The organism is Klebsiella sp. KP20-425-1 (assembly GCF_025813515.1).
Taxonomy (GTDB): domain Bacteria; phylum Pseudomonadota; class Gammaproteobacteria; order Enterobacterales; family Enterobacteriaceae; genus Klebsiella; species Klebsiella pneumoniae.
In genome coordinates this window covers 4,700,219-4,723,666 of sequence record NZ_CP109614.1, presented here as the reverse complement: position 1 = coordinate 4,723,666, position 23,448 = coordinate 4,700,219, and the positions used below count along the sequence as shown (strand labels likewise).

26 protein-coding genes and 3 pseudogenes are annotated in these 23,448 nt (G+C 55.9%); 16 read left to right on the top strand and 13 right to left on the bottom strand.

Annotation, left to right across the window (positions count from 1 at the left end; all coding sequences use genetic code 11):
• Positions 1-280: 280 nt before the first annotated feature.
• From ulaA to OHJ17_RS23045, 6 genes are read left to right on the top strand one after another with little or no spacing between them, the layout of a single operon-like run.
• A complete protein-coding gene (ulaA, locus tag OHJ17_RS23070; protein WP_002885681.1) occupies positions 281-1,681 on the top strand; it encodes a PTS ascorbate transporter subunit IIC in 1,401 nt (466 codons plus the stop codon).
• A 12-nt stretch (positions 1,682-1,693) separates the two neighbouring features.
• A complete protein-coding gene (ulaB, locus tag OHJ17_RS23065; RefSeq protein ID WP_002885682.1) occupies positions 1,694-1,999 on the top strand; it encodes a PTS ascorbate transporter subunit IIB in 306 nt (101 codons plus the stop codon).
• A 9-nt stretch (positions 2,000-2,008) separates the two neighbouring features.
• Positions 2,009-2,476 (top strand): PTS ascorbate transporter subunit IIA, encoded by a 468-nt coding sequence (gene ulaC, locus OHJ17_RS23060; protein WP_002885683.1) that lies wholly within the window; start codon positions 2,009-2,011, stop codon positions 2,474-2,476.
• Between the two features lie 13 nt (positions 2,477-2,489).
• Positions 2,490-3,140, top strand: a complete 651-nt coding sequence (gene ulaD, locus OHJ17_RS23055; RefSeq protein ID WP_002885684.1) for a 3-keto-L-gulonate-6-phosphate decarboxylase UlaD — start codon at positions 2,490-2,492, stop codon at positions 3,138-3,140.
• 9 nt (positions 3,141-3,149) lie between these two features.
• Entirely contained in the window at positions 3,150-4,004 is an 855-nt protein-coding gene (locus tag OHJ17_RS23050; RefSeq protein WP_002885686.1) for an L-ribulose-5-phosphate 3-epimerase, read from the top strand.
• On the top strand, positions 4,004-4,690 hold the full coding sequence (locus OHJ17_RS23045) for an L-ribulose-5-phosphate 4-epimerase (protein ID WP_002885687.1): 687 nt from the start codon (positions 4,004-4,006) through the stop codon (positions 4,688-4,690). The genes OHJ17_RS23050 and OHJ17_RS23045 overlap by 1 nt, the downstream gene beginning before the upstream one ends.
• Before the next feature lie 63 nt (positions 4,691-4,753).
• Here OHJ17_RS23045 and OHJ17_RS23040 read toward each other — a convergent pair.
• Positions 4,754-4,837: pseudogene (locus tag OHJ17_RS23040) on the bottom strand (hypothetical protein); the annotation flags it as partial.
• 96 nt (positions 4,838-4,933) lie between these two features.
• Between OHJ17_RS23040 and OHJ17_RS23035 the strand changes: the two are divergent.
• Positions 4,934-7,060, top strand: a complete 2,127-nt coding sequence (locus OHJ17_RS23035) for a hypothetical protein (protein ID WP_004192454.1) — start codon at positions 4,934-4,936, stop codon at positions 7,058-7,060.
• A 109-nt stretch (positions 7,061-7,169) separates the two neighbouring features.
• On the opposite strand, the pseudogene OHJ17_RS23030 reads toward OHJ17_RS23035, so the two are convergent.
• Both OHJ17_RS23030 and OHJ17_RS23025 read right to left on the bottom strand, forming a co-directional pair.
• A pseudogene (locus OHJ17_RS23030) lies at positions 7,170-7,247 on the bottom strand (hypothetical protein); the annotation flags it as partial.
• Between the two features lie 149 nt (positions 7,248-7,396).
• Positions 7,397-7,672 (bottom strand): YdgH/BhsA/McbA family protein, encoded by a 276-nt coding sequence (locus OHJ17_RS23025; RefSeq protein WP_002885689.1) that lies wholly within the window; start codon positions 7,670-7,672, stop codon positions 7,397-7,399.
• A 340-nt stretch (positions 7,673-8,012) separates the two neighbouring features.
• Here OHJ17_RS23025 and rpsF point away from each other — a divergent pair, with 340 nt between their 5' ends.
• The 4 genes from rpsF to rplI are packed head-to-tail and all read left to right on the top strand — an operon-like array spanning position 8,013 to position 9,451.
• Positions 8,013-8,408, top strand: coding sequence for a 30S ribosomal protein S6 (rpsF, locus tag OHJ17_RS23020; protein ID WP_002885691.1), 396 nt, complete (start codon positions 8,013-8,015; stop codon positions 8,406-8,408).
• A gap of 5 nt (positions 8,409-8,413) precedes the next feature.
• On the top strand, positions 8,414-8,728 hold the full coding sequence (gene priB / locus OHJ17_RS23015; protein WP_002885722.1) for a primosomal replication protein N: 315 nt from the start codon (positions 8,414-8,416) through the stop codon (positions 8,726-8,728).
• A 4-nt stretch (positions 8,729-8,732) separates the two neighbouring features.
• A complete protein-coding gene (gene rpsR / locus OHJ17_RS23010; protein WP_000135199.1) occupies positions 8,733-8,960 on the top strand; it encodes a 30S ribosomal protein S18 in 228 nt (75 codons plus the stop codon).
• A gap of 41 nt (positions 8,961-9,001) precedes the next feature.
• Entirely contained in the window at positions 9,002-9,451 is a 450-nt protein-coding gene (rplI, locus tag OHJ17_RS23005) for a 50S ribosomal protein L9 (RefSeq protein WP_002886682.1), read from the top strand.
• A gap of 108 nt (positions 9,452-9,559) precedes the next feature.
• On the opposite strand, the gene OHJ17_RS23000 is transcribed toward rplI, so the two are convergent.
• Positions 9,560-10,234, bottom strand: coding sequence for a LysM-like peptidoglycan-binding domain-containing protein (locus OHJ17_RS23000; protein ID WP_004177687.1), 675 nt, complete (start codon positions 10,232-10,234; stop codon positions 9,560-9,562).
• A gap of 218 nt (positions 10,235-10,452) precedes the next feature.
• On the opposite strand from OHJ17_RS23000, the gene fklB reads away from it, so the two are divergent.
• Both fklB and cycA read left to right on the top strand, forming a co-directional pair.
• Positions 10,453-11,073, top strand: coding sequence for an FKBP-type peptidyl-prolyl cis-trans isomerase (fklB, locus tag OHJ17_RS22995; protein WP_002886687.1), 621 nt, complete (start codon positions 10,453-10,455; stop codon positions 11,071-11,073).
• A 304-nt stretch (positions 11,074-11,377) separates the two neighbouring features.
• Positions 11,378-12,781 carry a D-serine/D-alanine/glycine transporter gene (gene cycA, locus OHJ17_RS22990; RefSeq protein ID WP_002886688.1) on the top strand — a complete coding sequence of 468 codons (1,404 nt, stop codon included), beginning with the start codon at positions 11,378-11,380 and terminating at the stop codon, positions 12,779-12,781.
• 104 nt (positions 12,782-12,885) lie between these two features.
• On the opposite strand, the gene ytfE is transcribed toward cycA, so the two are convergent.
• The 4 genes from ytfE to OHJ17_RS22970 all read right to left on the bottom strand — a co-directional run bounded on the left by ytfE (position 12,886) and on the right by OHJ17_RS22970 (position 16,428).
• Positions 12,886-13,548: an iron-sulfur cluster repair protein YtfE gene (gene ytfE, locus OHJ17_RS22985; RefSeq protein ID WP_004152016.1), complete on the bottom strand. Its 663-nt coding sequence runs from the start codon at positions 13,546-13,548 to the stop codon at positions 12,886-12,888.
• An 82-nt stretch (positions 13,549-13,630) separates the two neighbouring features.
• Positions 13,631-14,602, bottom strand: a complete 972-nt coding sequence (locus OHJ17_RS22980) for a DMT family transporter (protein ID WP_002886691.1) — start codon at positions 14,600-14,602, stop codon at positions 13,631-13,633.
• Between the two features lie 75 nt (positions 14,603-14,677).
• Positions 14,678-15,502, bottom strand: a complete 825-nt coding sequence (locus OHJ17_RS22975; RefSeq protein WP_023287042.1) for an AraC family transcriptional regulator — start codon at positions 15,500-15,502, stop codon at positions 14,678-14,680.
• A 77-nt stretch (positions 15,503-15,579) separates the two neighbouring features.
• Entirely contained in the window at positions 15,580-16,428 is an 849-nt protein-coding gene (locus tag OHJ17_RS22970) for an SDR family oxidoreductase (protein ID WP_002886702.1), read from the bottom strand.
• Positions 16,429-16,517: 89 nt separating this feature from the next.
• Between OHJ17_RS22970 and OHJ17_RS22965 the strand changes: the two genes are divergently transcribed.
• Entirely contained in the window at positions 16,518-16,889 is a 372-nt protein-coding gene (locus tag OHJ17_RS22965; protein ID WP_004152015.1) for a winged helix-turn-helix transcriptional regulator, read from the top strand.
• Positions 16,890-16,943: 54 nt separating this feature from the next.
• On the opposite strand, the gene cpdB is transcribed toward OHJ17_RS22965, so the two are convergent.
• Entirely contained in the window at positions 16,944-18,887 is a 1,944-nt protein-coding gene (gene cpdB / locus OHJ17_RS22960) for a 2',3'-cyclic-nucleotide 2'-phosphodiesterase (RefSeq protein WP_032433778.1), read from the bottom strand.
• Between the two features lie 191 nt (positions 18,888-19,078).
• Here cpdB and cysQ point away from each other — a divergent pair, with 191 nt between their 5' ends.
• Entirely contained in the window at positions 19,079-19,822 is a 744-nt protein-coding gene (cysQ, locus tag OHJ17_RS22955; RefSeq protein ID WP_004177677.1) for a 3'(2'),5'-bisphosphate nucleotidase CysQ, read from the top strand.
• Here the strand turns inward: cysQ and OHJ17_RS22950 are convergent.
• On the bottom strand, positions 19,812-20,369 hold the full coding sequence (locus OHJ17_RS22950; protein WP_002886706.1) for a YtfJ family protein: 558 nt from the start codon (positions 20,367-20,369) through the stop codon (positions 19,812-19,814). The two genes, cysQ and OHJ17_RS22950, sit on opposite strands and share 11 nt — an antisense overlap.
• A 323-nt stretch (positions 20,370-20,692) precedes the next feature.
• Here OHJ17_RS22950 and OHJ17_RS22945 point away from each other — a divergent pair, with 323 nt between their 5' ends.
• Positions 20,693-20,899: a DUF1107 domain-containing protein gene (locus tag OHJ17_RS22945; RefSeq protein ID WP_002886707.1), complete on the top strand. Its 207-nt coding sequence runs from the start codon at positions 20,693-20,695 to the stop codon at positions 20,897-20,899.
• A gap of 61 nt (positions 20,900-20,960) precedes the next feature.
• Here the strand turns inward: OHJ17_RS22945 and OHJ17_RS22940 are convergent.
• The 3 genes and pseudogenes from OHJ17_RS22940 to msrA form a co-directional block, all read right to left on the bottom strand.
• Positions 20,961-21,092, bottom strand: a pseudogene (locus OHJ17_RS22940) (helix-turn-helix domain-containing protein); the annotation flags it as partial.
• Positions 21,093-21,162: 70 nt separating this feature from the next.
• On the bottom strand, positions 21,163-22,500 hold the full coding sequence (locus OHJ17_RS22935; protein WP_002886718.1) for a polyamine export protein PaeA: 1,338 nt from the start codon (positions 22,498-22,500) through the stop codon (positions 21,163-21,165).
• 180 nt (positions 22,501-22,680) lie between these two features.
• Entirely contained in the window at positions 22,681-23,319 is a 639-nt protein-coding gene (msrA, locus tag OHJ17_RS22930) for a peptide-methionine (S)-S-oxide reductase MsrA (RefSeq protein WP_002886721.1), read from the bottom strand.
• Positions 23,320-23,448: the final 129 nt, after the last annotated feature.

The following is a 23,448-nucleotide window of genomic DNA, read 5'->3' as shown; positions in this document are numbered from 1 at the left end:
TCTTGTTTTCCCTCAATTTTACGAAGAGATGCGCATCATCTCTCAGGGGGTCCAGCATCCATAAAGGTTGTGCTTTGTTTTATCTATATGATTTGAAAATGTTTAATTATGTTTCGGCGCTACTGATCGGCAATAGTCACAATGAAATAGAGGATTATTGCGGCGCGCGTCACGTTTAATCAAATTCAATCTTGTTGTGATTATTTTTGATTATTAGAGTGGGCAACGAGAAATGCTGAGCGTAAGGCGCGTTCAGCGCCTTCACCATCGGGAGTGTGTTATGGCAATCCTCTACAACATCTTTACCGTTTTCTTTAATCAGGTGATGACCAATGCCCCGCTGCTGCTGGGTATCGTCACCTGTCTGGGCTATATCCTGCTGCGCAAAAGCGTCAGCGTGATTATTAAAGGCACGATCAAAACCATTATCGGCTTCATGCTGTTACAGGCCGGCTCCGGCATCCTCACCAGCACTTTTAAACCGGTGGTGGCGAAAATGTCAGAGGTGTACGGCATCAACGGCGCGATCTCTGACACCTATGCCTCGATGATGGCGACCATCGACCGGATGGGCGAGGCCTATAGCTGGGTGGGCTATGCGGTGCTGCTGGCGCTGGCGCTCAACATCTGTTACGTCCTGCTGCGCCGGATAACCGGCATCCGCACCATCATGCTGACTGGCCATATCATGTTTCAGCAGGCGGGGCTGATCGCCGTCTCGTTCTTTATCTTTGGTTACGGAATGTGGACGACCATCATCTGTACCGCCGTGCTGGTCTCCCTGTACTGGGGTATCACCTCCAACATGATGTTCAAGCCGACTCAGCTGGTCACCGACGGCTGCGGCTTCTCCATCGGTCACCAGCAGCAGTTTGCCTCATGGATTGCCTACAAAGTGGCGCCGTATCTGGGGAAAAAAGAGGAGAGTGTGGAAGACCTCAAGCTGCCAGGCTGGCTCAATATCTTCCACGACAACATCGTTTCCACCGCGATTGTCATGACCATTTTCTTTGGCGCGATCCTGCTTTCCTTTGGTATTGACGTCGTGCAGGCGATGGCGGGGAAAACCCACTGGACGGTCTATATCCTGCAGACCGGTTTCTCCTTCGCGGTGGCCATTTTCATCATTACCCAGGGCGTGCGGATGTTCGTCGCCGAACTGTCCGAAGCCTTCAACGGTATCTCGCAACGCCTGATCCCCGGCGCGGTGCTGGCGATTGACTGCGCCGCGATCTATAGCTTTGCGCCGAATGCGGTGGTGTGGGGCTTTATGTGGGGCACCATCGGCCAGCTGATTGCCGTCGGCATTCTGGTTGGCATTGGCTCTTCAATTCTGATTATTCCGGGCTTTATCCCGATGTTCTTCTCCAACGCGACGATTGGCGTCTTTGCCAACCACTTCGGCGGCTGGCGCGCGGCGCTCAAAATCTGCCTGGTGATGGGCATGGTTGAAATTTTCGGTTGCGTGTGGGCGGTGAAGCTCACCGGTATGAGCGCCTGGATGGGAATGGCGGACTGGTCGATTCTGGCGCCGCCGATGATGCAGGGCTTCGCCTCCATCGGGCTGGCGTTTATGGCCGTCATTATCCTGATTGCTCTCGCTTATATGTTCTTCGCTGGCCGCGCGCTGCGCGCCGAAGAAGACGCGGAAAAACAACTGGCAGAGGCCTCTGCCCAATAAGGAGTTCTGATTATGACCGTACGTATTCTGGCTGTGTGTGGTAACGGGCAAGGCAGTTCCATGATCATGAAAATGAAAGTGGATCAGTTCCTGACGCAATCCAATATCGACCACACGGTGAACAGCTGCGCGGTGGGTGAATACAAAAGCGAACTAAACGGCGCGGATATCATCATCGCTTCAACCCATATCGCGGGGGAGATTACCGTCTCCGGCAATAAACACGTGGTGGGGGTGCGTAATATGCTTTCCCCCGCGGATTTCGGGCCAAAGCTGCTGGAGGTGATTAAAGCTCATTTCCCGCAGGACGTGAAATAAGGAGCGGCCATGAAACTCCATGAATCACTGGCGCAGAATCACTCCATTCGCCTGCAGGCGGAAGCGGAAACCTGGCAGGAGGCGGTGAAAATCGGCGTCGATCTGCTGGTGGCCGCCGACGTGGTGGAACCGCGCTACTACCAGGCAATTCTCGACGGCGTCGCGCAGCACGGCCCCTATTTTGTGATCGCTCCGGGATTAGCCATGCCGCACGGGCGGCCGGAAGAGGGCGTCAAAAAAACCGGCTTTGCGCTGGTCACGCTAAAGAAACCGCTGATTTTCAACCACGAAGATAACGACCCGGTCGACATCCTGATCACCATGGCGGCGGTTGACGCCACCACCCACCAGGAAGTGGGCATCATGCAGATCGTTAACCTGTTTGATGACGAAGCCAATTTCGACCGTTTACGCGCCTGCCGCAGCGAGCAGGAAGTGCTGGATTTAATCAAAAACGCCACCGCGGCGGCTGTTTAAAAGGAACACTATCATGTCATTACCTATGTTACAGGTCGCCCTGGACAACCAAACGCTGGCCAGCGCTTATGAAACAACCCGTCTGATCGCCGAAGAGGTAGATATCATTGAAGTCGGCACTATCCTCTGCGTCGGTGAAGGTGTACGCGCGGTGCGCGATCTGAAAGCGCTGTATCCGCATAAAATCGTGCTGGCGGACGCCAAAATTGCCGATGCCGGCAAGATCCTGTCGCGGATGTGCTTCGAAGCCAACGCCGACTGGGTCACGGTGATCTGCTGCGCCGATATCAACACCGCCAAAGGGGCGCTGGATGTCGCCAAAGAGTTCAACGGCGATGTGCAAATTGAGCTGACCGGCTTCTGGACCTGGGAGCAGGCGCAGGCGTGGCGCGAGGCGGGTATTCAGCAGGTGGTCTATCACCGCAGCCGCGACGCGCAGGCGGCAGGCGTGGCGTGGAGTGAGGCGGATATCAGCGCGATTAAGCGTCTGTCTGATATGGGCTTCAAAGTGACCGTCACCGGCGGACTGGCGCTGGAAGACCTGCCGCTGTTTGCCGGGATCCCTGTTCACGTCTTTATTGCCGGACGCAGCATCCGCGATGCCGCCTCGCCGGTGGAAGCGGCGCGCCAGTTTAAACGCTCTATCGCCCAGCTGTGGGGTTAAGGAGCGACTATGTTGGCGAAATCCATTCCGCTCGGCATCTATGAAAAAGCGCTCCCCGCCGGGGAGTGCTGGCTGGAGCGGCTAAAGCTTGCAAAAGCGCTGGGCTTTGATTTCGTTGAGATGTCTCTCGATGAAACGGACGCCCGCCTTGCGCGGCTGGACTGGAGCCCGGAGCAGCGTCTGGCGCTGGTCAAGGCGGTGGCTGAAACCGGCGTCCGGGTGCCGTCGATGTGCCTTAGCGCCCATCGCCGTTTTCCGCTGGGTAGTGAAGACGACGCGGTGCGGCATCAGGGGCTGGAGATCATGCGTAAAGCCATCCGCCTGGCGCAGGATGTGGGGATTCGGGTGATCCAGCTGGCAGGCTACGACGTCTATTACCAGCAGGCGAACGATGAGACGCGCCGCCGCTTTCGCGACGGCCTGAAACAGAGCGTCGAGATGGCCAGCCGAGCCCAGGTAACCCTGGCGATGGAGATCATGGACTACCCGCTGATGAACTCGATCAGTAAAGCGCTGGGCTATGCCCATTACCTGAATAATCCGTGGTTCCAGCTTTACCCGGATATCGGCAATCTGTCGGCGTGGGATAACGACGTCCAGATGGAGCTGAAGGCGGGGAGCGGGCATATCGTGGCGGTACACGTCAAAGACACGAAGCCCGGCGTCTTTAAAAACGTGCCGTTCGGCGAAGGGGTGGTCGATTTTGAACGCTGCTTCGAAACGCTCAAGCAGACCGGCTACTGCGGCCCGTACCTGATTGAGATGTGGAGCGAAACCAGCGCTGACCCGCTGGCGGAGGTGGCGAAGGCGCGTGACTGGGTGAAGGCGCGGATGGCCCGCGCGGGCCTGATGGAGGCGGCATAATGCAACAGCTGAAACAGCAGGTGTTCGAGGCCAATATGGATCTGCCGCGCTACGGCCTGGTGACCTTTACCTGGGGTAACGTTAGCGCCATTGATCGGCAGCGTGGGCTGGTGGTGATTAAGCCCAGCGGCATCGCCTACGAGTCAATGACCGTCGATGACATGTCGGTGGTTGATCTGCAGGGGCACGTGGTGGAAGGGCGCTGGCGTCCCTCCTCTGATACCGCCACCCATCTGGCGCTCTATCGCCGTTATCCCGACCTTGGCGGGGTGGTGCATACCCATTCGACGCACGCCACCGCCTGGGCGCAGGCGGGGCTGGCGATCCCGGCGCTCGGCACCACCCATGCGGACTACTTCTTCGGCGATATTCCCTGCACCCGGGCGCTTAGCGCACAGGAGGTGGACGAGGCCTACGAGCTGAACACCGGGCAGGTGATTATCGAAACGCTGGGTGAGGCCAATCCGCTGCATACGCCGGGGATCGTCGTCTATCAGCACGGGCCATTTGCCTGGGGCAAAGACGCCCACGAGGCGGTACACAACGCGGTGGTGATGGAAGAGGTGGCGCGCATGGCGTGGATTGCCCGCGGCATTAATCCGCAGTTGCAGCCCATCGATAGCTGGCTGATGAATAAGCATTTTCAGCGTAAGCATGGGCCAAACGCCTACTATGGGCAAAAGTAGATAGCGCGCTCCGGGGCTTTCACCCCTCACGGTGAAGCAACTGGTCTGGCCCCGGAGCCGTTTTTAATCCTGACGATAGGCCGACGGCATCACGCGCATGCCGATGAGCGTGACCACGCAAATTATCGCCCCGGCGTAAAACGTTGCCCCGCGAGCGGAGGGCGGCTTTTATCTTTGCCAGCATTTCAGGTAGGCTTCCCAAGGACAATCTCTTCGTCTGGACACGGAAACAGGAGCAACGGGATGCTGATGAAAAAATGGTATGTTTGGCTGGCGCTTATTTTTCTGCCATTGCTGGCCTGGTCTCTGGTTGACGAAGGGACAGCAACCGCCCCACATCCACGCGATTGCCAGTTATCAACTTACGTTGATTATGATCCTGCGCCGGTTTTTACTCACTGGCAGTGGATATCAAGCAAAGAGTGGGACCCGGCCAATACCGCCAGCGATGGTAATATTCTGCTCTGGTCAGATGGCAATAAACGTGTTGCGGCAAATGAAGCGACGCTGTTGATTGACGGCAACTGGCAAACGCTGGCACCGGTATTATCCGGCTTACTTGAAAAGGAAAATTTTAAACTCCAGACAACATCAATGCCGATCACTCGTCTGGAAAAAGATTGGGGACAGGTGCTCCTGTCACGCCGCCCGGAGATAGCCGTGCGTCTGGCGCAACAATTTATCGCGCCCACACTACGACGGGCGGCGCAAGATGGAGACATCACGCCAGCCGAAGTTGAACAAAAAATCGAATGGGCAATATCGCAACACCTGCTATGGGGTGTCTGGAGAGATCCGAAGCAGTTGCAACCAGAATTACAGCAAGACATCCCTATTATCATCGCCAGTAAAACGTACAACGCAGGAGTCAGTAAACGCACAACCTACATGCAAATAATGGATGCCGGTTTATTCTTTGGACAACCCAAAGTCGCATTAACATTAACAACCTGCGACATAACGCCAAACCCGGAATATTCCATCAAAAAAGCCGCCGAAAATGGCAAGGCACGGCTCGCTGACTCTTCACTTTTCGGCACGAATATTCAGAAACTGAAACGCTATTTAACCGACCGATTTGTGCCTGCTGAAAGTATTAAACCCATTCTGGCCCACCTGAAAGAAAATAATATTTCCAGCGAGTTGGCTTCAACGGCTTTGGCCTGGGTGAAAACAACGCCGGCAGAGGATAAAATGCCTGAACGTCAACCTCAGGAAGCGGCGCAATCCGTAACGATTAGCGTGGAAACCATCGCACTTAACGATATCTTCCCCGATACTGACGATTCACGAAGGATTGAGAGCTATCAAGAACTTCCGCAAGGAAATGCCTTATTCGCGACAACACGCTTCGATCGAGAACAGCAAAGTCAAGTGGCAGAACTATATATCACGAAGCCAGAAGACCCACGGCAGGTCACCCAACTCTGGCAAGGAAAAAGGTTGTCCAGGTTAATATTGGTGCATCAGGGAGCAAAGGCCTGGTTCGAAGCGTTCCCGCGACAATGGTTCGCACTGGATATCTCAAACCATAAAATCACGGCAATGACCGCACCGCAGACAGAATCTGACGCTTATTCATTAGCATCATGGTTCCACGATACGCACGATGAGCCCATTGCTTACTATACTGATTACAGTGACGAAGGAAAAGGATGTCTGGTTTTTCGGCGTATGGATCCCCGTCTTCCGGCGACGGAAAATGTCATCTTCAGAACATGCCGTAATTATTACGCCAGCGGTAACTCCATTCAGGCCGTACGCATTATAACCTCAGGCTATTTCTGGCTGGAAGACAGCAATGGATTAGTCAAACTTAACGCTAAGACTGGTAGAGCGGAATCATCGTATTCGGTTCCCTTCCGTACGGAAGGGGATCCCAGAACGCGCACCATGAAGTTATCGAACGATGATATTGCCCGAAATTCGCCGTCACCGCTGGGTTCTCGTGAAGCACACTGGATAGCGTTACATTATGCATATTTGTTTCCTCCGGTGAACAATCTGAATAAAAGAAGGATTGGGACATATTTTATTGATAGCCTCAGCGGCAAATGGCGCTTTAGCGCAGAGCTGAAAAATGCTGACAGCATTGATGCAACCGCACGCTCCGCTCATGGCCGTTTTTATGCTCAGGCTGGTTGTGAAAAGCCATCCGGATCGGGAACAAGAATTGATATCTGGGAGGTGGCAACTGCGACGAGAATTGCCTCATTGCAGCGTCCGAAATATTGTGGGTTGCAAGGAATGGCTTTTAACTGGCAGGGAAATACGCTGATTCTGGTTTATCGCGGTAAATGGCTACGGGTAAGGATGCCGGATGGAATGCAGGATGCCGCAAGTGCAGACGCCATTCCTGAGCAGGGATAACTGACGATTAATTAACGAGAAGAGCGGTCTGCGGTAATTTTTTGAATAACTGCATCCGAAACGGTCGCTATCGACTTTGCAGGTAGCGATGAAAATTAAATCAGTGGTCATCCATCAGCAGGCTGACGCCGCCGAGTACCCAAACGCCTTTGGGGATACGGCCTAAGGTGGCGAAACGCGGAACCATCAATCACTCCTGATTATCAAATGGCGAGTGGCTGATTAAATCAGGTTGCGATGACGCTGGTAAGTCGGTTTGTAAAATAATTCTCAATTGCGTTTGGGCGCAGACCTCGCTTCGCCCCTCGCGAGGAGAGGCGAAGAATCGGGCAGGCGTTAGCGGTATATCACCGCGCTGGCGCGAAGCGGGCCGTTGGTTTCTGGTTCGTGCATCAGGATAGGCTGAAAGTATTTCGCCCCCTGCGCATCGCTCATCTGGCTAAGGGCCTGTTCGGCCTCGTGCTCAGTGGCCATATTGTGATTGATATAGATAACGCCGAGGCTCTGCACGTCGTCCATGTTGCGGGCCTGACGTTCGGTGATTTGGATAGCTGCCAGCGCGTTGGCGCTGAAGAAAAGCGCAGCCATCATGGCGATGATTTTCAGTTTCATATACTACGCTCCTGACTGACAGTCCTGACGCTGACTCGGGGCTCTCCTGTGATCGTTGGGCTTTGATAGAAGTGTAATCGCTGCGCGTTCATCGCATGGCGACCTTTTCTGATGCAGTTGTTCAAAAAAATGCCGCTTCCTTTATTGGTTAATTTTAAATCACCCACTTAGCCCAGCTTGGCGCTTAGTGCGAATTATTTGTGCAAATGCGCTTGTGTTCCTGAGGGGCCGCCATTAGAATGACGCGTCAATTTTTCAGCCGCCCTTTAACACGTTCCTTGCCTCCATGGGCCGCGGCTGACCCAGACAGGAGGCTGAATAATCCGTAAGGAGCAATTCGATGCGTCATTACGAAATCGTTTTTATGGTCCATCCTGACCAGAGCGAACAGGTTCCGGGCATGATCGAACGTTACACTGGTGCAATTACTGCAGCAGCAGGTACGATCCACCGTCTGGAAGACTGGGGCCGCCGTCAGCTGGCTTATCCGATCAACAAACTGCACAAAGCTCACTACGTTCTGATGAACGTTGAAGCGCCGCAGGAAGCGATCGATGAGCTGGAAACTAACTTCCGCTTCAACGACGCCGTTATCCGCAGCATGGTAATGCGTACTAAGCACGCTGTTACCGAAGCATCTCCGATGGTTAAAGCGAAAGACGAGCGCCGTGAGCGTCGCGAAGATTTCGCCAACGAAACCGCAGATGATTCTGAAGCTGGGGATTCTGAAGAGTAATCCTGATGACCAACCGTCTGGAGCTGTCCGGCATTATTTGCAGGACTCCACTTCGTAAGGTCAGCCCGTCAGGAATTCCTCACTGCCAGTTCGTGCTTGAGCATCGTTCAGTGCAGGAGGAAGCCGGTTTTCACCGGCAGGCATGGTGTCAGATGCCCGTTATTATTAGCGGTCATGAGAACCAGGCCATTACTCACAGTATAACGGTCGGTAGCGCAGTAACCGTTCGAGGGTTCATCTCTTGCCATAAGGCAAAGAACGGCTTGAGCAAAATGGTTCTGCATGCCGAGCAGATTGAATTGATAGATTCTGGAGACTAGCCATATGGCACGTTATTTCCGTCGTCGCAAGTTCTGCCGTTTCACCGCGGAAGGCGTTCAAGAGATCGACTATAAAGATATCGCTACGCTGAAAAACTACATCACCGAAAGCGGTAAGATTGTCCCGAGCCGTATCACCGGTACCCGTGCAAAATACCAGCGTCAGCTGGCTCGCGCTATCAAACGCGCTCGCTACCTGTCCCTGCTGCCGTACACTGATCGTCATCAGTAATCGGTCACGGTCCATTAATACGACTTTGAGAGGATAAGGTAATGCAAGTTATTCTGCTTGATAAAGTAGCAAACCTGGGTAGCCTGGGTGATCAGGTTAACGTTAAAGCGGGCTATGCTCGTAACTTCCTGGTCCCGCAGGGTAAAGCTGTTCCTGCTACCAAGAAAAACGTTGAATTCTTCGAAGCACGTCGTGCTGAACTGGAAGCCAAACTGGCTGACGTTCTGGCAGCAGCTGAAGCTCGTGCTGAGCAGATCAACGCCCTGGAATCCGTAACCATCGCGTCTAAAGCTGGCGACGAAGGTAAACTGTTCGGTTCCATCGGTACTCGCGACATCGCTGACGCTGTTACTGCAGCAGGCGTTAAAGTTGCTAAGAGCGAAGTTCGCCTGCCGAACGGCGTTCTGCGTAACGTTGGCGAGCACGAAGTGAACTTCCAGGTTCACAGCGAAGTATTCGCTAAAGTTATCATCAACGTGGTTGCTGAGTAATCGGCCTCTGACGTTCTGGTAACAACAAACCGCCGGCCTTGTGCCGGCGTTTTGCTTTTTAGCGCCTTTCATTTTGCGGCGGCGTAACGCTTGCTGTCGTCTTCTCTGCTATCGCGCACGCACAAAGCTGCCGTTCGACTGGCGGGTAAACAGCACCTGCTGGCCGTTGCCGGTATCGATAGTGAGCCCGGTGACCACGCCGTTGGCGTTCTGCCGAATCTGCACCGTCTGTCCGCTCTGCAAAGTACTTAGCGGCTTGCCAGCGCCTTCAACCTGCGCCATGGCGTAGACGTCAGTGGCCGGCAGCCCATGATCGCGGAACAGCTGCGCCAGGGTTTTGCCTGACTCGATGCGATAGGTCCGCCATTGCTGCTCAATACCCGGCGCGGACTGCTGTGATGAGGATTGATAAGGCTGGGTGGCGGCGGGCTGCTGCGTCTGCGCTTGATCCGGCTGCTCATCCTGAATCGGCTCCGGGGCGACCGGCGCCATCTGATCGGCGTCGCTCACGGTAGGCGTATTAGTGATCGGCGGCAGCGGAACGGCCTGATTGCCGCCAGCTTGCGGCTGGGACTGCGACTGTAGATTCAGGTTCGCTTCACGGCTGGTCGACGCCGGGCTTTGGCTATCATCGGAGGGAAGCAGAATACCAATAATAACCAACAGGAAGCCAGCGATAATTCCCCGGCGGTGCATCGGAGGCAGCGGGTCCAGGAGGCGAAAATGATCCGGGGCGTGCCAGATTTTCGCCAGGGTAGATGTCAGTTCAAAGCGCCCGGGCATGGCTTTCCTCCTGCTCCGCATATTTATATCCTGCTCATGAGTATAGATGGCTAACGTCCTGATGACCGGAACAAAGTGAAGTTAACCTGCTGCCGCCTATTGTTTCTTTTTCGCTGAGATTTGTCATCATCCGCCGACAAAGTTTTACCCATTTCGCTATGGCTGTTATGCTTTCGCACGCTTTTATCTTGATGTTTATCACCCAAAAAGGAACAACGATGGCAACCCCAACTTTTGACACTATCGAAGCGCAGGCAAGTTACGGTATCGGCTTGCAGGTTGGACAACAGCTGAGCGAATCCGGCCTGCAGGGGCTGCTGCCGGAAGCGCTGGTGGCGGGTATCGCCGATGCGCTGGAAGGTAACCAGCCGCAGGTGCCGGTGGAAGCCGTTCACCGCGCGCTGCGTGAAATCCACGAGCGTGCTGACGCTGTGCGTCGCGAGCGTTTTCAGGCCATGGCCGCTGACGGCCAAAAATACCTTGATGAAAACCGCGAGAAAGAAGGTGTGAACAGCACCGAGTCTGGTCTGCAGTTCCGCGTACTGACCCAGGGCGAAGGCCCGATCCCGGCGCGTACTGACCGCGTTCGCGTGCACTACACTGGCAAACTGATCGACGGCACCGTCTTCGACAGCTCCGTCGCTCGCGGTGAACCGGCTGAATTCCCGGTGACCGGCGTGATCGGCGGCTGGATTGAAGCGCTGACTCTGATGCCGGTAGGTTCCAAATGGGAACTGACGATCCCGCACAACCTCGCCTACGGTGAGCGCGGCGCTGGCGCATCGATTCCTCCGTTCAGCACCCTGATCTTCGAAGTTGAACTGCTGGACATTATCTAAACAGCAGCGGCTTCCTCTTCCCCGCGGCAGGGGAAGCCATAAAAATAGCGTAAAATCCTTAAGTTAAAAATTAATTGGAATTATGTTTTGCATTCATCACGTATGGGTGTATTTTTGTGAGCTATTTCGCGTTAGATGAGTGATATAACACTCACTTTAAACATAAAATTAACATTATATCTAAATCATAGTATTCATCCCTCCGATTCTTACCTAATATCGACTAGCCCTTGCTGGGGTTAATGACAGACGACGGGCCATCAGAGCCTGAACAACACAGACAGGTACAACAGGAAGAAATCACATGGTAGATCAGGTTAAAGTCGCTGCTGTCGAGCAGGAGCCGACTGAACAATCGCTACGGCGAAATCTCACAAACCGACATATTCAGCTGATCGCGATTGGCGGAGCGATCGGCACCGGGTTATTTATGGGTTCTGGCAAAACCATCAGCCTTGCCGGACCATCCATTATCTTTGTTTATATGATTATCGGTTTTATGCTGTTTTTCGTGATGCGTGCCATGGGCGAATTACTGCTGTCGAACCTCGAATATAAATCCTTTAGCGACTTCGCGGCCGATCTGCTGGGGCCGTGGGCGGGCTACTTTACCGGCTGGACCTACTGGTTCTGCTGGGTAGTGACCGGGATGGCGGACGTTGTCGCCATCACCGCCTACGCGCAGTTCTGGTTTCCCGGACTCTCCGACTGGGTCGCCTCGCTGGCGGTGATCCTGCTGCTGCTGGGCCTGAACCTGGCCACCGTCAAGATGTTTGGCGAAATGGAGTTCTGGTTCGCGATGATCAAAATTGTCGCCATCGTGGCGCTGATCGTGGTCGGCCTGGTAATGGTGATGATGCATTTCAAATCGCCGACCGGGGTCGAAGCCTCTTTCGCCCACCTGTGGAATGACGGCGGCTGGTTCCCGAAAGGGCTGAGCGGCTTCTTCGCCGGCTTCCAGATTGCGGTGTTTGCCTTCGTGGGGATTGAGCTGGTGGGTACCACCGCCGCCGAAACCAAAGACCCGGAAAAGTCCCTGCCGCGAGCGATTAACTCCATCCCGCTGCGTATCATTATGTTCTACGTCTTCGCGCTGATTGTGATTATGTCGGTGACGCCGTGGAGCTCCGTGGTGCCGAGCAAGAGCCCGTTCGTTGAGCTGTTCGTGCTGGTTGGTCTGCCGGCGGCGGCGAGCCTGATCAACTTCGTGGTGCTGACCTCCGCGGCCTCCTCGGCCAACAGCGGCGTGTTCTCTACCAGCCGTATGCTGTTCGGTCTGGCGCAGGATGGTCAGGCGCCGAAGATGTTCGCCAAGCTGTCGAAGCGTGCGGTGCCGGCGAAGGGCTTAACCTTCTCCTGCATGTGTCTGCTGGGCGGGGTGGTGATGCTGATGGTCAACCCGAGCGTGATTGCCGCCTTCACCATGATCACCACGGTGTCGGCGATCCTGTTTATGTTCGTCTGGACCATCATCCTTTGCTCTTACCTGGCGTATCGCAAAAACCGCCCTCAGCTGCATGAGAAGTCAAGCTACAAGATGCCGCTGGGTAAAGTCATGTGCTGGGTGTGCATGGCCTTCTTCGTCTTTGTGCTGGTGCTGTTGACCCTGGAAGACGATACCCGTGAAGCGCTGATGGTCACCCCGCTGTGGTTTGTGCTGCTGGGCGCGGGCTGGCTGTTTGCCGGCAAAAAACGGCTGGCGAAATAAACGAAAATTTTAACGTTGCTTGCAACGGCCCGTCATAAAAAAGGCCACCCGGAGTGGCCAAATAAGACGGACAATGTCGAGGGCGCCCGCGGGCGCCTTTTTCTTTACTTTCCGCCGAGGGCGCGCGGGAACAGCACATTATTTTCCAGGCTGATGTGTTCCATCAGATCGTCGATCATCTCGTTGATACCGTTATACATCGCCTTCCAGGTGGTACAGGCTTCCGGCGGCGGCGTCACGTTGTGGGTGATGTGCTTAATGACTTCCAGCAGTTCGCCCGCTTCATCATGCTCGCTTTCCATCACGCTGATCGGCCCCCCGGCCTGGGCGCCCATTCCCTGTTTGATCATCGGGAACAGGATCTGCTCCTCTTTCATCATGTGGCTGGAAAGCTCCTGATGCAGCATGGTCAGGTACTTAGTCAGTCCTTTCGGCACGTTCGGTTTATCGGCATGGACGCGTTCAACCTTGGTGGCCTGCAGGATCAGCTCCGGCAGCTGTTCACGGTGCCGGTCGTGATAGCGAACGATGATATGGTCGATAATCTCCGCGAGGGGCGCCGCGCGCCAGTCGCGGGAGAGAGGCTGCTCGGCCAGTTTCGCCAGCTCGGCTTCAATCACCGCGACATCCAGCGCTTTGCGCGATGCGGCGCGCGCCAGGGTCTGTTTGCCGCCGCAGCAGTAATCCATATCGTATTGACGGAACAGGGCGGAGGCGCGCGGGATGGTCAGCGCCAGCTCGCCTAAAGGTTGGTCACGGAAAGCCATAGCAGTTACCTCGTCATCAGGAATATAAGATGTATTTTAAATGCATCTTTTTGGCGAGGGAATACCCCTTAAGGAGGCGAGGCTACTTTTTTTCGTCCGCCAGCGGCTGCAGCATCGGTTTTTCCGGTCTGGCGCGTACGGCAGAGACCACGCCGAGCACCAGCAGCAGGATCCCGCTCAGGGTCAGCAGCGGCGGTAAGCTTTGCCGCAGCAGGAAGGTATACAGCAGTCCGGCCAGGGTTTCGAAGACGATAAGCGGGCCGAGGATCACCGTCGGCAGCCGCTGGCTGGCAATATTCCAGCATAGCGCGCCGACCCATGAGCAGAGCACCGCGATGGCCAGCATCAGCGTAATAAACACCGCAGGACGCGGGCCGAAGGGCAGGGGAAACCCGGCCTGCTGACCGTGCAGCCAGGCGCAGGCGGCGAGATAGCCGGCCAGCGAAACCGGAAGCGTCACCAGCGCCTGAGCGGTAGCCCACATCATTGGCGGTTGATGCGGGTTCTCCCGCAGCCAGCGGGCGTTGCGCAGGGCATACCAGGCCCAGCAGACCACCGATCCCAGCGCCAGCGCAATGCCGGAGCCGTAGCGCCACGGGCTAAAATTCGGCAGCCCCTGACGCAGCTCCGCGACGTTAACGCAGATCAGGCCCACGGCGATGCAGATCAGCGCCGGAAACAGGCGCCGCCACGGCAGCTTCCCGTCGCGCTGGCTGTAGAGCAGATTGGCGAACACCGGCAGTACCACCGGCAGCGTGCCGATAATCATGGTGGAAACCGGCGCCCCGGTGCGCTGAATGGCGCTGGCCAGGCAGACGTAATAGATAAGGTTCCCCATCATTGTCAGGCCCAGCGCGGTCCACCAGTCGTGCCGGCTCAACTGGCGCAGTCGCGCGCGCCCGAGCCACGCCAGCGGCAGGGCGATCAGGCCCAGCGCCAGATAGCGTCCCATCGACTGCAGCATCGCCGGATACTCTGGCACCAGCAAAGGCCCGACGAAAATTAAACCCCACATCAGCCCCGCCAGCAGGGCGTATAACACACCACTAATCATCATTGCATCCGTTGTCATTACCGTTGTCTGCAGTGTAGAAGGGGGCCGGGCAGGAATATTGTATGAGATTGCGCATTAGCGCCTGGCGACCTGCTTCTGATAGCGCACCGGCGTAATGCCGTAACGCTGGGTGAAGGCGCGGGTCAGGTGGGACTGGTCGGTGAGGCCGACGGCTATCGCCACTTCGGCGGCGGGCATGCCGTGGGTGAGGAACGCTTTGGCGCGCCACAGACGGATGGCCATCAGCATCTGATGGGGCGTTACGTGATAGTGGGCTTTAAACTGGCGCTGAAAGTGGTACGGGCTCAGCGCCGCCACCTGCGCCAACTCGTCGAGGGTGATGGGACGCATATAGTTATCGTGCAGGTAGTCGCGCACGCGGTCAAAGCGGTGCCCGGCCTCACCTTGCGCAGAGGCATGGTGGGCCAGAGGGCGGAAGGCGTCGATGAGGTCGAGCAGCATTCCCTGCTGGGCCAGCGGATCGTCGCTATGCCACAGGCCATAAATCAGCTGGCCAATTTGTCGGGAACGTAGGGGATCCTCGCGGACCACCTCGCTGAACCACCAGTCGCGCACCCCGGTGATGGCTTCCAGACGGTCCGGCTCCAGATAAATCATCCGGTAGCGCCAGCCGTCGGCGGTTTCCGCTTCGCCGGTGTGCAGCTCGTCGGGATTCATGGTGACAATGGAGTTTGCGGCGGCAATATGCTGACTGCCGCGGTAGCGAAAGCGCTCCGCGCCTTGCTCAATCACGCCGATGCCGAAGGCTTCGTGGGTATGGGGTTCAAAGGCGTAGCGGGAAATATGGGCGTGGTAAAGCTCCACCCCGGGCAACTGTTCGAGATGGCGAAAGCGCGCGCGATCTTTTTCATCACTAAATTGGAGTGGTACGCCCTGCATGCCTGCCTCCCGACGGTTATCCCTTCAATATGGGAGAGGAACCGCCGGGACGCAACCGCAAAAGCTGAGAGGGGCGGTTACAGAATGCCTTTCACGCTTTCAGCAAGGGAGGTGGTCGGGCGGCCGATCAGCGTACTCAGGGTGCGGCTGTCGTCAAACAGTCCGCCTTTCGACGCGCCGACATCGGAATCCGCCAGCATATCGGCAAGCCCGGCCGGCAGGCCGACGCTTTTCAGCGCGGCGGCGAAATCGGCTTCGCTGAGGTTCTGGTAGACCACGTTTTTCCCGCTTTGCTTGCTCAGCTCGGCAGCCAGGTCGCTCAGCGTCCAGGCGTTATCACCCGCCAGTTCGTAAATTTTGCCTTCATGACCCTCACTGGCGATAACGCGGGCGGCAGCGGCGGCATAATCCGCGCGGGTGGCGGAGGCGATTTTACCCTCGCCGGCGGCGCCGATAAACACGCCATGCTCCAGCGCCGGCGGCGCGCTGGCCAGATAGTTTTCGGTATACCAGCCGTTACGCAGCAGGGCGTAAGCGATACCAGAGTCGGCCAGCATCTGCTCGGTTTCGATATGCTCTGCGGCCAGACCCAGCGGCGAAGTGTCGGCATGCAGCAGGCTGGTATAGGCGATGAATTTCACCCCGGCGGCTTTGGCGGCGTTAATGACGTTGCGGTGCTGTACAGCACGCTGGCCGACTTCGCTGGAGGAGATTAACAGCAGTTTATCCACGCCCTGCAGCGCGGCGGTCAGCGCCGCTTCGTCGCTGTAGTCGGCCTGGCGGACAACCACGCCCTGCTGGCTGAGCGCCTGGGCTTTGGCCGGGTTGCGGACAATCGCCACAATCTGGCTGGCAGGGACGGTGTTAAGCAGGTCTTGCAGAACGTAGTGACCAAGCTGGCCGGTGGCACCGGTAAGAGCGATCATGGGTCTTCTCCTTCGTGTTTATTGGCAGTTGTGGTAAGCTACCACCTTAACTAACTTTTAGTAAGTACGTACAAAAAGGTAAGTGTGAAATGGCCGAACCGACGCTGAGCGAGAAACTGCGCACCGGCAATTTGTTTGCGGAACAGTGCCCGTCGCGCGATGTGCTTAAACATGTCACCAGCCGCTGGGGCGTGTTGATTCTGGTGGCGCTGCGCGAGGGAACCCACCGTTTCAGCGATCTGCGCCGTAAGATGGGCGGGGTCAGCGAAAAGATGCTGGCGCAGTCGCTGCAGGCGCTGGAGCAGGATGGTTTTATCGACCGCGTCTCTTATCCGGTGGTGCCCCCGCACGTTGAATATAGCCTGACGCCGCTCGGCCTGCAGGTGAGCGAGAAGGTGGCCGCCCTGGCGGACTGGATCGAGGTTAATCTGCCCTCGGTGCTGGCTAACCACGGGGAGTGAAAATGTATCACTCCCTGTAGCCCCGGTAAGCGCAGCGCCGCCGGGGAACAGGCATTACTTGCTCAAATCCAGCTGATAAATGGCGAAGCCGATATCATCGGTGGCCACCTGGCGCATTGGATACTGCGCTTTCTCTTTGATAAACGCCGCGGCTTTGTCGCCAGGCGAGGTCTCAAAACGAATATCCAACGGCGTGTTGCTGTGGATCGGCGCCAGACGCCAGTTGTTATCCGCCGCCGGATGGATCGCGCCTTCCTTCTTCGATTGCGCGCCAATCCATGCCGCCAGCACCGAACGGTTTTCATCCGGTGAGGCGAAGGCGATATGGCTCTCACCGGTGCCGGCGAATTTGCCGCCGTAAGCGCGATAGTTATTGGTCGCGACCAGGAAAGTAGCCTGCGGATCAACCGGTTTTCCATTGAAGGTCAGGTGCTTAATACGCTCTGCCTGCGGATGGATCATCTGGCATTCGCCGTCGTAGCGGGCCGGCTGAGTGACGTCGATCTGGTAGTTCACCCCGTCAATGACGTCGAAGTTGTAGGTGCGGAAGCCGTCCCAGTTGATCAGCGACTGCGGCTTGCTGCTGGCGGGATCGATCTGGTTAAACTGTCCGGCAGAGCATTCCAGCCACTCCTTAACCTCTTTCCCGCTGACCTTCATCACCACCAGGGTGTTGGGGTAGAGATAGAGGTCGGCGGCATTGCGGAAGGTGAGCTGGCCTTTCTCCACTTCGACAAAGCTCGCGGGATCGTTTTTACGCCCGCCGACTTTAAACGGCGCGGCGGCGGAGAGCACCGGCAGCTTCGCCAGATCCGGGTCGCCCTGAATATAGTGTTCTACGTAGGCTTTCTGCGCCATGTTGACCACCTGCACCGTCGGGTCGTCCTGCACCAGCGCCAGATAGCTGTACATGTTGTCGGCGGACTTGCCGATCGGCTTGCTGACGAATTCGCGAGTGGCGTCATGATCGGCTTTCAGCACCGCCACCAGCTTGCCATCTTCGGCCGCCAGTGATTTCTTCGCCACCGCGTCATAGATTGGCCGCGCTTCCGCTTTACTCTGAGTTACCTGCCATTTACCGCTGTCGTTATTTAGCACCAGATCGACCACCCCGAGATGATCGCCCCACATTCCCGGCATCACCGCCGGTACACCGTTCAGCGTCCCTTTGGCGATATCCGCGCCTTTGATGTTGGCGAAGTCTTTACCCGGGAACACCGCGTGGGCATGGCCGAACATAATGGCGTCCACGCCGGGCACCTGGCTTAAGTAGTAAACCGAATTCTCGGCCATCGCCTGATACGGGTCGGCGGAGAGGCCGGAGTGAGCGACCACTACCACCACATCAGCCCCTTTCGCCCGCATCTCCGGGATATATTTGCGCGCGGTTTCGGTAATGTCATTGACCGTCACCTTGCCGTTAAGATTGGCTTTATCCCAGGTCATGATCTGCGGCGGCACAAAGCCGATATAGCCGATGCGCAGGGTGTGGGATTGACCGTCGCTGTCCACGACCCGGGTATTCTGGATCAGGTACGGCGTAAACATCGGTTTGCCGGTTTTGGCATCGATGATATTGGCGTTCACGTAGGGGAACTTCGCCCCGGCCAGCGCCTTGTGCAGGAAGTCGAGACCGTAATTGAACTCATGGTTGCCCAGATTGCCGACGGCGTAATTCAGGGTGTTCATCGCCTTATATACCGGATGTATATCGCCCTCTTTGAGCCCTTTTGCCGCCATATAGTCGCCTAACGGGCTCCCCTGGATCACATCCCCGTTATCCACCAGCACGCTGTTTTTAACTTCTGCCCGCGCCTGTTCGATCAGGCTGGCGGTACGCACCAGGCCGAATTTCTCCGTGGCGGCATCTTTGTAATAGTCGAAGTCCATCATATTGCTGTGCAGATCGGTGGTTTCCATGATCCGCAGGTCGACCGTCGCGGCGTTGACGCTGGCGGCGATCAGCGTGGCCAGGAGCGTTGCGCTAAACTTAATCATCAGAGGCGTCCTTTTTTATGAGCGATAGCACAGAAGAAAATGTATTTATATTCTGTTGCTTACAGAAATGTGAATCTTGCCAGAAAAGCGGGCAGAGAAACCGCCATCGTTATCACAGATAGCGGAACTCGCGGTGATGCGATATAAATAAAACAACGAGTTAACGCCACTGTAACCAGACGAGGTGGAGAATGTTAGAACAAGTATGTCAGCTTGCACGGAATGCGGGCGATGCCATCATGGAAGTCTACGATGGAAACCAGCCGATCAACGTCGCCAGCAAGAAAGATGATTCTCCGGTCACGGCGGCGGATATCGCAGCGCATAAAGTCATTGTCAGCGGCCTGCAGGCGCTGGATCCGGATACCCCGATCCTCTCCGAGGAGGACCCGCCGGCGTGGGAAGTGCGCCAGCACTGGCAGCGCTACTGGCTGGTCGACCCGCTGGACGGCACCAAAGAGTTTATTAAGCGTAACGGCGAATTCACCGTCAATATCGCGCTGATTGAAAACGGCAAGCCGACGCTGGGGGTTGTCTATGCGCCGGTGATGAAGGTGATGTACAGCGCGCAAAATGGCAAAGCCTGGAAAGAAGAGTGCGGCGTACGCAAGCAGATCCAGGTCCGCGATGCCCGTCCGCCGCTGGTGGTGATTAGCCGCTCCCATAGCAACGATCCGGAGCTGCAGGAGTACCTTGAGCAACTGGGCGAACACCAGACCACCTCAATCGGTTCGTCGCTGAAATTCTGCCTGGTGGCGGAAGGTCAGGCCCAGCTCTATCCGCGCTTCGGGCCGACCAGCACCTGGGACACCGCCGCCGGCCATGCGGTCGCGGTGGCCGCCGGGGCGCATGTTCACGACTGGCAGGGGAAAACCCTCGACTACACGCCGCGTGAATCCTTCCTCAACCCCGGCTTCCGGGTCTCTATTTATTAAGCAATTTATGCAGCAGGTCGATCACCTGCTGCACCTCTTGTTGGGTGAGGGCGCCGTCTTTAGCCCACTGCACACGCCCGTTCTTATCCAGCACCACGATCGCTGAGCTCTTCTCGTCCAGCTGCCAGGCCTTCCGCACCAGGCCATTGCTGTCGACGATAAATTGCGACCATGGGAAGAGCTTTTTATTACTTTCAATGCTGTTGCGTACAAACATCCCGGTGCCCGGGATGGCGTCGTCAGTGTTTACAATGGTGGTGGTCTGATAGCGATCGTGCGGGAAGCCCGCCGCTTTAATCGCCTCGATCAGGTTGGCATTCTTCTCTTTTGCTGACGAGCGTCCGGCGATGTGCTGGACCACGCGCACTTTTCCCGCCAGCTGGGCGCTATTCCAGTTTTTATAGCTAAACTTATCCTTATCCAGAATAAGCTCTCCCCGATCCGCGACGCCAACGGGCGCCACGCGCTGGCCGTCGACGAAGTTATGCGCTGTGGCCAGCAGCGGGAGAAGCAGTAACGAGGCGGCCAGTATGCTACGTAGGGTCATGCGCAATCCTTAATCATTTTTATGCAGGTGATCCGACCACTTGGTCTCGTTTAATCATAAGTGCGATTGACGGTGATTACCCGCAATGAGGATGCCAGTTTGCGTGTTGACGCACAAATTAGTCGTAAAACGGCGACTTATACTTACTTCATCGTATGTCTGAAACGAAAATTCTGAATTATTGTCATCAAAGGGTAAATAAACTTATACATACTGGGTCCCTCTGAGATTCTGGACTATAGTTTTAGGGCATTAAAATTTGCGCTCCCAAGACGTGGGCTAACTGTGGCACCACAAGAGCGTAACCCTGGCAGGAGAGAAGAATGAAAATTTTCCAACGCTACAATCCGCTGCAAGTGGCGAAGTACGTGAAGATCCTGTTTCGTGGACGGTTGTACATCAAGGACGTTGGCGCATTTGAATTTGATAAGGGCAAAATCCTTATCCCGAAGGTCAAGGACAAGCTGCATCTGTCAGTGATGTCCGAAGTCAATCGTCAGGTGTTGCGTCTGCAAACTGAGATGGCATAGCCTGGCACGTAGCAGTACGTAGTAGGTAAAAGACGGCTCCCGATGGGAGCCGTTGATGTTTTTAGCCCTTCATTTCCGCATAGCGTTTGCGATATTCACCCGGCGGGATGCCGTTATGTTTACGAAACAAGCGAGTGAAATAGACCGGATCGCTGTAGCCCACCGATAAAGCAATTTTGTTAAGTGGGAGTGTGGGATAACCATTTGGGCCATAAAAAAAGGGCGGATGGTCATCCGCCCTTAGGAGAGAGAAAAGATTACGCTCAGGCGTTCTGGCTTTCCGCCGTTTCCGCCTGCTTCGGCACCAGCACCGTTGGCTTGTTATCGATGCGGGTTACCAGCAGCTGGTCGATACGGTAGTTATCGATATCCACGACCTCAAACTTATAGCCGGAGAACTTCACCGCGTCGGTGCGTTTGGGGATTTTACGCAGCATAAACATCATAAAGCCGCCGATGGTCTCGTAATTCCCGGACTGCGGGAACTCGTCGATATCCAGCACGCGCATCACGTCATCAATCGGCGTACCGCCATCGATCAGCCACGAGTTTTCATCGCGGGCGACGATCTGCTCTTCCAGCCCCTGGCCGACGAGGTCGCCCATCAGGGTGGTCATTACGTCGTTGAGAGTGATGATCCCGACCACCAGCGCGTATTCATTCATGATCACCGCGAAGTCTTCCCCGGCGGTTTTGAAGCTTTCCAGCGCTTCCGACAGGGTCAGGGTGTCCGGCACGATCAACGTGTTGCGGATCTGTACGCCGCCGGTCAGCACCAGGCTCTGGTTCGCCAGCACGCGGTTCAGCAGATCTTTTGAATCGACGTAACCGATAATGTGGTCGATATCTTCATTACAGACGAGGAACTTCGAGTGCGGATGTTCGGCCACTTTATTCTTCAGGCTCTGCTCGTCTTCGTGCAAATCAAACCAAATGACGCTTTCACGCGGGGTCATGGAGGAAGGAACGGTGCGGGACTCCAGCTCGAACACGTTCTCAATTAGCTCATGCTCCTGCTTGCGCAGCACCCCGGCCAGCGCGCCGGCCTCGACCACGGCATAGATATCATCGGAAGTGATATCGTCTTTCCGCACCATCGGCAGTTTGAAGATGCGGAAGATCATGTTGGCCATGCCGTTAAACAACCACACCAGCGGGCGGAAGACTAACAGGCAGAAGCGCATCGGGTTGATGATGCGCAGGGCCACAGTTTCGGGCGCAATCATACCGATGCGTTTCGGAGTCAGGTCAGCAAACAGGATGAACAAGCTGGTGACCAGGGTAAAAGAGATGATGAAGCTCAGCTGCTCGGAGAGCTCCGGCGACAAATACCCGCTGAGCAGGCTATGAAACGCCGGTGAGAAAGCCGCGTCGCCCACAATACCGCCAAGAATGGCGACGGCGTTGAGGCCAATCTGCACGACGGTAAAGAAGGTGCCCGGGTTCTCCTGCATCTTCAGCACCCGCTGTGCATTGACGTTGCCTTCATCGGCCAGCAGTTTCAGTTTGATTTTACGTGAGGCGGCCAGTGAAATTTCCGATATCGAAAAAAACGCACTGACGGCTATCAGACAGAGTATTACTAAAATACTGTTTAACATATCTTTTCTGACCGTTGAGGCCAGATCCTCGGAAGGGAAGTTGATAACTCAAATGTGGAATACATAAAAAACCGGTCCGAAGGCGCTGGACCGGCTGTCACACTGGCTAGTATAGCGTAAGGGAATGTAAAGCCGCCAGAGCGTTCATTGACCGCCTCGCTGTTGAGGCGGAAATCAGAATTACGCTTGAGGCGGCAGGCAGACGCCAATGCCGCCGATGCCGCAATAGCCGTGCGGGTTTTTATACAGATACTGCTGGTGATCGTCCTCGGCATAGTAGAACGGTTTGGCGGTGGCGATCTCGGTGGTGATGTGACGGGTATCGTGCGCGTCGTTCATCGCCGCCTGGAAGCGGGCGAGGCTGGCCTTTGCCGCCTCCGTCTGTTCCGGGGTCAGCGGGTAAATCGCCGAGCGGTACTGGGTGCCGTGGTCGTTACCCTGCCGCATACCCTGCGCCGGGTCGTGATTTTCCCAGAACACCTGCAATAACTGCTCATAGCTAATCACCTGCGGATCATAAACCACGCGTACCGCTTCCGCGTGACCGGTCTGGCCGCTGCATACTTCGCGATAGGTCGGATTGGGCGTATAGCCGCCAGTGTAACCTGCGGCGGTGCTGTAAACCCCCGGCAATTGCCAGAACAGGCGCTCAACTCCCCAGAAGCAGCCCATGGCGAACAGCGCCACTTCCATCCCCGCCGGGACGTTGGTCATCGAGTGGCCGTTAACTGCGTGGAGCGTCGCCACTGGCATGGGGGTATTGCGTCCAGGCAGCGCATCCGCCTGGGCGACAAGATGCGTTTTATCAAATAGACTCACGGTTGGCCTCTCAATACAGAAATCGTCGTTAAGGTTGTAACGAAGCGTGTCTTTTAACACAATAAATACGCGTAATACGTCTAGATTAATACATAAGAATTATTTGGGTTATTGCCACTTTTTCAACCC

What these genes read in the sequence shown, in the direction of transcription:
- ulaA (WP_002885681.1), top strand. Translation starts at nt 281, where the DNA reads ATGGCAATCCTCTACAACATCTTTACCGTTTTCTTTAATCAGGTGATG.
- ulaB (WP_002885682.1), top strand. Translation starts at nt 1,694, where the DNA reads ATGACCGTACGTATTCTGGCTGTGTGTGGTAACGGGCAAGGCAGTTCC.
- ulaC (WP_002885683.1), top strand. Translation starts at nt 2,009, where the DNA reads ATGAAACTCCATGAATCACTGGCGCAGAATCACTCCATTCGCCTGCAG.
- ulaD (WP_002885684.1), top strand. Translation starts at nt 2,490, where the DNA reads ATGTCATTACCTATGTTACAGGTCGCCCTGGACAACCAAACGCTGGCC.
- OHJ17_RS23050 (WP_002885686.1), top strand. Translation starts at nt 3,150, where the DNA reads ATGTTGGCGAAATCCATTCCGCTCGGCATCTATGAAAAAGCGCTCCCC.
- OHJ17_RS23045 (WP_002885687.1), top strand. Translation starts at nt 4,004, where the DNA reads ATGCAACAGCTGAAACAGCAGGTGTTCGAGGCCAATATGGATCTGCCG.
- OHJ17_RS23035 (WP_004192454.1), top strand. Translation starts at nt 4,934, where the DNA reads ATGCTGATGAAAAAATGGTATGTTTGGCTGGCGCTTATTTTTCTGCCA.
- OHJ17_RS23025 (WP_002885689.1), bottom strand. Translation starts at nt 7,672, where the DNA reads ATGAAACTGAAAATCATCGCCATGATGGCTGCGCTTTTCTTCAGCGCC.
- rpsF (WP_002885691.1), top strand. Translation starts at nt 8,013, where the DNA reads ATGCGTCATTACGAAATCGTTTTTATGGTCCATCCTGACCAGAGCGAA.
- priB (WP_002885722.1), top strand. Translation starts at nt 8,414, where the DNA reads ATGACCAACCGTCTGGAGCTGTCCGGCATTATTTGCAGGACTCCACTT.
- rpsR (WP_000135199.1), top strand. Translation starts at nt 8,733, where the DNA reads ATGGCACGTTATTTCCGTCGTCGCAAGTTCTGCCGTTTCACCGCGGAA.
- rplI (WP_002886682.1), top strand. Translation starts at nt 9,002, where the DNA reads ATGCAAGTTATTCTGCTTGATAAAGTAGCAAACCTGGGTAGCCTGGGT.
- OHJ17_RS23000 (WP_004177687.1), bottom strand. Translation starts at nt 10,234, where the DNA reads ATGCCCGGGCGCTTTGAACTGACATCTACCCTGGCGAAAATCTGGCAC.
- fklB (WP_002886687.1), top strand. Translation starts at nt 10,453, where the DNA reads ATGGCAACCCCAACTTTTGACACTATCGAAGCGCAGGCAAGTTACGGT.
- cycA (WP_002886688.1), top strand. Translation starts at nt 11,378, where the DNA reads ATGGTAGATCAGGTTAAAGTCGCTGCTGTCGAGCAGGAGCCGACTGAA.
- ytfE (WP_004152016.1), bottom strand. Translation starts at nt 13,548, where the DNA reads ATGGCTTTCCGTGACCAACCTTTAGGCGAGCTGGCGCTGACCATCCCG.
- OHJ17_RS22980 (WP_002886691.1), bottom strand. Translation starts at nt 14,602, where the DNA reads ATGATTAGTGGTGTGTTATACGCCCTGCTGGCGGGGCTGATGTGGGGT.
- OHJ17_RS22975 (WP_023287042.1), bottom strand. Translation starts at nt 15,502, where the DNA reads ATGCAGGGCGTACCACTCCAATTTAGTGATGAAAAAGATCGCGCGCGC.
- OHJ17_RS22970 (WP_002886702.1), bottom strand. Translation starts at nt 16,428, where the DNA reads ATGATCGCTCTTACCGGTGCCACCGGCCAGCTTGGTCACTACGTTCTG.
- OHJ17_RS22965 (WP_004152015.1), top strand. Translation starts at nt 16,518, where the DNA reads ATGGCCGAACCGACGCTGAGCGAGAAACTGCGCACCGGCAATTTGTTT.
- cpdB (WP_032433778.1), bottom strand. Translation starts at nt 18,887, where the DNA reads ATGATTAAGTTTAGCGCAACGCTCCTGGCCACGCTGATCGCCGCCAGC.
- cysQ (WP_004177677.1), top strand. Translation starts at nt 19,079, where the DNA reads ATGTTAGAACAAGTATGTCAGCTTGCACGGAATGCGGGCGATGCCATC.
- OHJ17_RS22950 (WP_002886706.1), bottom strand. Translation starts at nt 20,369, where the DNA reads ATGACCCTACGTAGCATACTGGCCGCCTCGTTACTGCTTCTCCCGCTG.
- OHJ17_RS22945 (WP_002886707.1), top strand. Translation starts at nt 20,693, where the DNA reads ATGAAAATTTTCCAACGCTACAATCCGCTGCAAGTGGCGAAGTACGTG.
- OHJ17_RS22935 (WP_002886718.1), bottom strand. Translation starts at nt 22,500, where the DNA reads ATGTTAAACAGTATTTTAGTAATACTCTGTCTGATAGCCGTCAGTGCG.